Source organism: Streptococcus sp. LYSM12 (assembly GCF_004569635.1).
In the GTDB taxonomy this organism is placed as follows: Bacteria; Bacillota; Bacilli; order Lactobacillales; family Streptococcaceae; genus Streptococcus.
The window spans coordinates 1-7,068 of the sequence record NZ_SPOZ01000046.1 but is presented as its reverse complement, the minus strand read 5'-3'; the positions used below and the strand labels follow the sequence as shown (position 1 = coordinate 7,068).

Annotated in this window: 8 protein-coding genes; all 8 read left to right on the top strand. The window is 42.1% G+C overall.

Going from position 1 to position 7,068, the window contains the following annotated elements:
* The coding region (locus E4T79_RS10465; RefSeq protein ID WP_135030063.1) for a phage tail domain-containing protein at positions 1-1,125 on the top strand (1,125 nt) is incomplete at its 5' end.
* 3 nt (positions 1,126-1,128) lie between these two features.
* On the top strand, positions 1,129-3,318 hold the full coding sequence (locus E4T79_RS10460; RefSeq protein WP_135030061.1) for a phage tail spike protein: 2,190 nt from the start codon (positions 1,129-1,131) through the stop codon (positions 3,316-3,318).
* Positions 3,318-5,138 (top strand): DUF859 domain-containing protein, encoded by a 1,821-nt coding sequence (locus E4T79_RS10455; RefSeq protein WP_228063855.1) that lies wholly within the window; start codon positions 3,318-3,320, stop codon positions 5,136-5,138. The genes E4T79_RS10460 and E4T79_RS10455 overlap by 1 nt, the downstream gene beginning before the upstream one ends.
* A 19-nt stretch (positions 5,139-5,157) precedes the next feature.
* On the top strand, positions 5,158-5,559 hold the full coding sequence (locus E4T79_RS10450; protein WP_135030059.1) for a DUF1366 domain-containing protein: 402 nt from the start codon (positions 5,158-5,160) through the stop codon (positions 5,557-5,559).
* A 37-nt stretch (positions 5,560-5,596) separates the two neighbouring features.
* The gene (locus E4T79_RS11190) at positions 5,597-5,755 is read left to right on the top strand and encodes a hypothetical protein (protein WP_167752682.1); all 159 of its coding nucleotides are present in this window, start codon (positions 5,597-5,599) and stop codon (positions 5,753-5,755) included.
* Between the two features lie 8 nt (positions 5,756-5,763).
* Complete coding sequence (locus tag E4T79_RS10445; RefSeq protein WP_135030057.1) at positions 5,764-6,060, top strand: hypothetical protein; 297 nt, start codon at positions 5,764-5,766, stop codon at positions 6,058-6,060.
* Positions 6,061-6,303, top strand: coding sequence for a phage holin (locus E4T79_RS10440; RefSeq protein ID WP_135030055.1), 243 nt, complete (start codon positions 6,061-6,063; stop codon positions 6,301-6,303).
* 103 nt (positions 6,304-6,406) lie between these two features.
* A partial coding sequence (locus tag E4T79_RS10435; protein ID WP_135030053.1) for an SH3 domain-containing protein occupies positions 6,407-7,068 on the top strand: 662 nt, incomplete at its 3' end.

Below are 7,068 nucleotides of genomic sequence, written 5' to 3'. Positions count from 1 at the left end.
GACGGTGTTGCGCACAGCACTACTTACCGCAAGTTTGACAATGGTACGGTACAGTCTGACAAGATTGTCTTCAGTCTTATCAACGATGGCAATGTGCCAGCCTTTCCTATAGTCACCGTCAAGCATAATGCCGAAAATGGCTATTTAGGCTTGGTTAACACCAGCGGAGTTCTGGAGATTGGAGATCGTGAAGAAGCTGATAAAGAGGTAATTAGACGCTCAGAAACTCTCTTTGATTATCGTGACAATCGAATTACAACCGGACTGAGCGCAGCCACACCGAACGCGGCTATCCTAAACGACACATCACAGAGCTTGAGAGGAACCGTGGGAAGTGTAGACTGGTCGGGGCGCAAGCACTTATTCTTACAAAATGCAGGAGGCACGACAGGAAACAATGCAGGGAGCTTGACTTGGAACATCCCAGCGGATAGCTCAGGAGCCAAGGGGTCGCTAAATGATTATATTTGGTGGCGTCAGGTTTTCTGGCTTGGTGCTGCTAATCAATACGGCTTTATTAAGTTAACTGTCTCTGATGAACAGGGACGGTTTCTGTATGGGGTCGAAACTTACAAACGCTACAATGGATTAGGTTGTGAGTATAACTTTATGGCTGCTAACGGTAAGGGTGGCTATAACATGCTTAAACAGTGGACTTTTATAGGAACTCACTTAGACCACCATAACCCATTTAATGAGCCTAGGGGTTGGTCAGACCTCAAACGTAATGATGACAAGGTGACTGTATACTGGTGGGGGTCTTATAACAGGTTCACTATACCTGAAATCAAGGGTAGAAAGTCCACCAAAGTCCATGTGGCATTTGGAGCCCTTGGTAATAAACCGTTAGTAACCCGCATGTACCTGGATAGCATCATGTACCGAAAGGATTTTGTACCAGTTACTAGAGATATTCCTAACCGCTATCCTGTCGGTTCAAACGTAGTCTTAAACAGTGAAAATGACACTGTCACGGTTGATGGACTAGGGCGTATTGTGGATATGGTCCATGGCTCAACGTTCCTGACTATTCCCCCTGGAAAGTCCACACTTGAGGTCTATCCCTCAAGTTGGGTCAGAACAAAGCCAACAGTTAAGGTAGAGTTTGAAGAAAGGTATTTATAGCGTATGTTGTTGACAATTCATGATACAAACTTGAGAAAAGTTGCTTTTATTGATAATGATAAACAGGCTACGTTGAATTATTTTAACGATACCTGGACAAGATACCTTGAAACAGGTTCAAGCACCTTTGATTTCACAGTCTTTAAAAAAGCCATTATTTCAGATATAGGGCGCAAAAGAGCCTATAATCATCTGAATGAGAAAGCATTTGTGTCCTTTCAGTATAAGGGCAAGACCTACTTACATACTATACGAAAAATTGAGGAGAACGAGCAGGTCATCAAGTGCTACGGTATCAATCTAAACCTTGAGCTTATCAATGAGTATGCCAATCCATACAAATCACCTAAAGCAATGACTTTCAAAGAGTTCTGCGACGCTATGGGCTTGCTCAGTTTTTCGTTTTTGAAAATCGGTATGAATGAGATTTCTACCAAAAAAATCTCTGCTGAATGGGAGGGGACAGACACCAAGTTAAACCGATTGCTTAGCCTAGCTAAAAAGTTTGGGGCAGAAATTGAATTTGATACACACCTCAACGCTGACAGCTCTATCAAGTCATTTGTGGTCAATGTTTACCATGAAAACGACTATAATCATCAAGGTGTAGGCCGTGTTAGTTCTACAATTTTGAAATATGGCAAGAATTTAAAAACCTTGACCAGAACAGTAGATAAGACGAATGTTTACAACATGGTTCGACCGACGGGACGAGATGACCAAGGGAACACAGTCACTATCTCAAATCTTGGTCCATGGTCAGTCAAGAATCCAAAGGGAGAACGTGAATTTTATCAGTCAGGAGAGGGGCTCTTTGCTCCTCTTTCTATGCAGATGTATCCAGCGGCTTTTACTAGTAGTACAACGGGCGATCAATGGATCAGAAAGGACATGCAGGTAGAGAGTGCCAATCCGGAGATTATTCGTTCTACAGCCTATCGTGAATTAAAAAAGAACTGCTATCCTGCCGTAACCTATGAAGCAGAGGGCTTTGCGGATTTGGATATAGGGGATACAGTGCAAGTTCATGATGACGGTTTTAGTCCTACGCTATTGCTCGAAATGCGGGTATCAGAACAAGCTATCAGCTTTACCAATCCCGCGAATAACAAGACTACTTTCTCAAACGCTAAAGCCCTTGAAAATCGGTTGTCAGGCGGTATCCAACAACGATTGGATCAGATGATAGAAGATGCTAAGCCGTATATCATTAGGATTTCTACGGATAATGGAACAGTGTTCAAGAATGGACAAGGGCAGTCTGTAGTAACCCCTACTTTGTTAAAAGGGAATAGAGTTATCAACAGTGGTTGGCGTTGGTCAGTGAATGGAGAGTTTAGGACTACAAGTTCGCGTTTCATTGTCAAGGCCTCGGAATTTAACCAAAAGATGGTTTTGGAGGTGTCTGCCTGGATTGGCAACAAGGAAGTAGCGACCGAGCAGATTACCTTTATTGATACATCAGACGGCGAGAACGGTCTGAGTTCGTACACTTATTATGCTTACTCTGCTCATGCTGACGGACGAGATATGACGACACTGCCAGTTGAAGGTAGCGCATATATTGGACAAGCCACGGTTACAAACGGAGTCCGCCCACCAAGTCACACAGATTATGTTTGGGCGAAATTCAAAGGTGACGACGGAAAAATAAATACGCAACAACTGGAAGAAATCAATCAAAAAATAGAAAGTAAGGCGGATAACACTTTAACGCAGGAACAGCTGAATGCTCTTAGTGAAAAGGCTGGTATTATTCAGGCTGAATTGGAGGCTAAGGCTAGTATGGATACGGTTAGTCAGTGGTTTGCGGAGTTTCAACAGTTTGTCAAAGATAATGCGGCAGATAAAACTCTATCTGAACAAAATCTATTAACACTAACCCAGAGAGTAGCTTCTATTGATGTTAACTTAGGCGATATGGCGCAGCGGTGGTCCTTTCTTGATAGCTATATGAAAGCAGGGGAAGAGGGACTTATTATCGGAAAGAACGATGGCTCATCATCTGTAAGAGTTTCTGATAATCGAATCTCTTTTTACTCGGCAGGTCAAGAGGTTGCCTACATTTCGGGCGGTGTTTTGCAGATTGATAATGGTGTGTTTACGAAGACGCTACAAATTGGACGGTTCAGAGAAGAGCAGTACCATCTCAATTTGGACATGAATGTGATTCGATACGTAGGAGGGATTTGATGGCTGAATTTTGGTCAAATAATGATAGAGGGTACCGTATCCGCCTATGGATTGACCAGGTATCTCAAAGTATTTCAGGAAATAGCAGTCAAGTCAGAGTGAGGCTGGCTTTACTCAATACAACAACGACTTTCTCTGGGTATAATTGTTCGGCTTATGTGGATTTTGATGGAGGTAGAAGATTAAATTGGTCAGGTAGTCCGTCTGTATTATCGTACAACCAGACAGTGTGGCTAATTGACCAAACCGTAACTGTGGGGCACAATGCAGACGGTACTAAGACATTTGGCTTGATGGCTAATTTCTCAGGTAGTGGTGGTTGGTCTCCAGGTAATCTGACCATTGGTGGTAACTCATTCACGTTGACTACTATTCCAAGGTCTAGTTCTGTAAGTGTTAGTTCTGGCGTCATCGGTAGTGCAGTCACTATCAATATAAATCGTCAAAGTTCTAGCTTTAAGCATACAGTACGCTATGCTTGGGGCAATAAGCAAGGGACAATCGCAAGTAATGTAGATACATCTACAACGTGGACTATTCCTCTTGATTTTGCCAACATCATTCCAAATTCCACAAGTGGAACTGGAACAATTTATGTAGACACCTATTCCGGGGGCACGAAGACAGGAACGCAGTCAACTACGTTCACTGCTAGCGTCCCAGCTAGTATGAAACCAACGTTTTCTGGTGTTTCATTGTCAGATTTTAATACAGCAGCCCAAAACCTAATATCGGGTAATACTTTTATTCAGATTATTTCCAATATTAAGGTCATGTTTAACGGTGGTACGGGTTCCTACGGATCAACTATCACAGGATACAAAGCTGAGATAGTCGGAAAGAACCAAACAACCAATATGAATGGTGGTACTTTAGGCGTTATGAACTACAGTGGTTCTATAACAGTCAGGGCTACCGTTTGCGACAGTCGTGGTCGCTGGTCTGATACTAAATCTGTAGCTGTTACGGTACTTGAATATTTTGCACCTTCTTTAAGTTTTAGCATTGCTCGTACAGGTTCGACTTCTAGCACGCTAACTGTGACACGAAACGCTAGAGTAGCCCCTCTAACCGTTGGGGGAGTTCAAAAGAATACTATGGCACTTTCTTTCAAAGTTGCGAGAATAGGGACAACAGCCTATACAGCAGACAATGGAGCAGCAGCTGGATCGTGGACCAGCCTATCTAGTTTAATAAACTCACAGGCGAACTTATCAGGAACCTATGCTGCAAATCAATCATTTGTTGTTATTGGCATTCTTGAAGATAAGTTCACACGGACAGAGTTTGCAGTGAATGTAGCCACGGAAAGCGTAGTTTTTTCCTACGACCGCTATGGTGTGGGAGTTAATAAGATTAGGGAACGCGGAGCGCTAGATGTTAGTGGTTCGATTTTTGCCAACAACAAATCAATTCAGCAACACGCCTTAACAACTGGAAACCCAGAAACAGGTCTTATTGGTCGGCAGGTTTTGGATGATGTGAGAGAGACGAGTTTTGGCTGGGGTTTGATTAAAAAATTTATGTCGTACATCAGCACTTTTGGTTTGGTAAAAACCTACTACACAAGCGATAAGGAAGCGGTACAGATTTGGACCGCTCATGATTGCAGACGTTCTTTTGGTCGTTATCGTGACTATCAAACAGGGGTTTGGGGAGATTTTGCGGCAGTCGGAATTGATAACTTTTATCCTGTTGGCACGATTTTCCACTCTACAGATTCCACGAATCCCACCACACACATGGGGCGGAATTGGCAAAAAATGAGCAATACCAATATCGACGGTGTAACGGTGTATCGTTGGCGCAGAATTGGATAAAAATGGAAAGGGAAACCACATGAAATTAGAATATGGTTCAAAATCACAAGAATATGACGCTAGTGGAACAGCGTCCGCCACCAAGGTCGTGTTAATCAATCCAGATGGCGCTAGCGTGCCTATTTTTTTATCTCCTGATAAAATCGAACTATCCAATACAGAGTTATTAGAATTGGCTCTAGAGGTTATTTATCAGGAAAATTTTCCACAGCGTGCTGAAAATGAGAAATTCAACACAATGGGAGAGAAGATAGCGCACGTAGATGATGCGGTTGATAAGGTTAATGCAGTTGCCCAAGAGGTCAAGGAACTCTCGGAAACGTCTAGGGGAGCATTCTTAAAAGTTATGATGAAGCTGTACGAAAAGGGAGTGCTAACGGATGAAGAAATGGAAGAACTGGGCTTATTCGATGAAGAATAGCCTTATTTTATTATTGTTAAATAGAAATGAGGAAACTATGTTGATTAAATTATACGCAATCGAAATTATGGAAGGCACTATTAAATTTTCTGAATTGCCGTTTTCAGATAAAATCAAACAGCGTATCAAAAATTACCTTGCGAAAATGGTAGAAGACGATGAGCTATTGGCAGAGTTGACGAAAGAAAAAGAGTAGGAGATTCTATGCTTGAAAGTATAAAAGCTGAGTTTTTACTATGGCTAGTCAGTACAGCTATTCCTGTTTTAGGAATGTATGTTACTAATAAAGGAAAAATCAAAGAAGCAGAGCATCGAATGACAGTTCTCGAAATGAAAGTAGAAAATGCAGAAAAGAAATCCACTCACAATGCTACACGTTTGGACGGACACGATGAGCAGTATCGTGCAATGTACGCAATCGTTGAACAAGTCAAGCATTTATCTATGACATTAGAAGAAGTACGACACGATGTTAAAAGTTTAACAAGAAAGGAAAATTAGATGATTAACTTAAAATTACGATTACAAAATAAAGCAACATTATCAGCTCTTCTTGCAGCTATTTTTCTAATGTTACAGCAGTTTGGTCTACCTGTTGCAGAAAATATTCAAGCTGGTCTGAATACATTCTTGATTATTCTAGTTTTACTGGGCATTATCAATGACCCTACAACAGCTGGAATAGCAGATAGCGAGCGAGCGCTTGGTTATAGTGAGCCACAAAAAATAGGAGGCAGAGCATGAGAGTGATAAAGCGATTGCTTGTAATGATGTTATTGCTACCTGCGAGCTGTATTGCTTTAATGTTTAGCCCGTTTTTAGAAATATTTGACAAGGAGGAGAAATAATGGCGACAGTAAACGAAGCCCTAAATAATGTCAGAGCCTTAGTTGGTTCTGGTCAGCCTATCGGAAATGGTGAATGTTACGCTCTTGCCAGCTACTATGAGCGAATAATTAGTCCAGACGCGACAGTCGGATTAGGTGCAGGCGTTGGCTATGTCAGTGGTGCTATAGGTGATACTATCAAAGCTGCCAATATTGGCACATCTTATAACTGGTCCGCAAATGGTTGGAATGTGTCCACTTCTGGATTATTCCAAGTCGGTCAAATTGTCACTACGAAACCAACAGCAGACAACATCTATGGCCACGTTGTAATTGTAGAGGCGGTCAATGGGGATCAGTTGACTATACTTGAGCAGAATTATGGCGGCAAGCGTTATCCGGCGCGTAACTATTACAGTGCCTCAGCATACAAGCAAAACGTAGCGCATTACATCACACCCCCAGGAAGCGTCGGAGAAGTCCGAAGTGCAGTTCCGAATGGAGTAGCCCGTCAATATGCTGAAAGCGGAATGATGACCGTTACCGTTGATGCAATCAATGTCCGCAGAGCACCAAATACATCAGGCGAAATTGTAGCTCAATACAAAAAAGGTCAAACCATCAAGTATGACCTAGTTATTATTGATTTAAACGGATTTGTTTGGATTTCTTATATTGGTGG

What these genes read in the sequence shown, in the direction of transcription:
- E4T79_RS10455 (WP_228063855.1), top strand. Translation starts at nt 3,318, where the DNA reads ATGGCTGAATTTTGGTCAAATAATGATAGAGGGTACCGTATCCGCCTA.
- E4T79_RS11190 (WP_167752682.1), top strand. Translation starts at nt 5,597, where the DNA reads ATGTTGATTAAATTATACGCAATCGAAATTATGGAAGGCACTATTAAA.
- E4T79_RS10440 (WP_135030055.1), top strand. Translation starts at nt 6,061, where the DNA reads ATGATTAACTTAAAATTACGATTACAAAATAAAGCAACATTATCAGCT.
- E4T79_RS10450 (WP_135030059.1), top strand. Translation starts at nt 5,158, where the DNA reads ATGAAATTAGAATATGGTTCAAAATCACAAGAATATGACGCTAGTGGA.
- E4T79_RS10445 (WP_135030057.1), top strand. Translation starts at nt 5,764, where the DNA reads ATGCTTGAAAGTATAAAAGCTGAGTTTTTACTATGGCTAGTCAGTACA.
- E4T79_RS10460 (WP_135030061.1), top strand. Translation starts at nt 1,129, where the DNA reads ATGTTGTTGACAATTCATGATACAAACTTGAGAAAAGTTGCTTTTATT.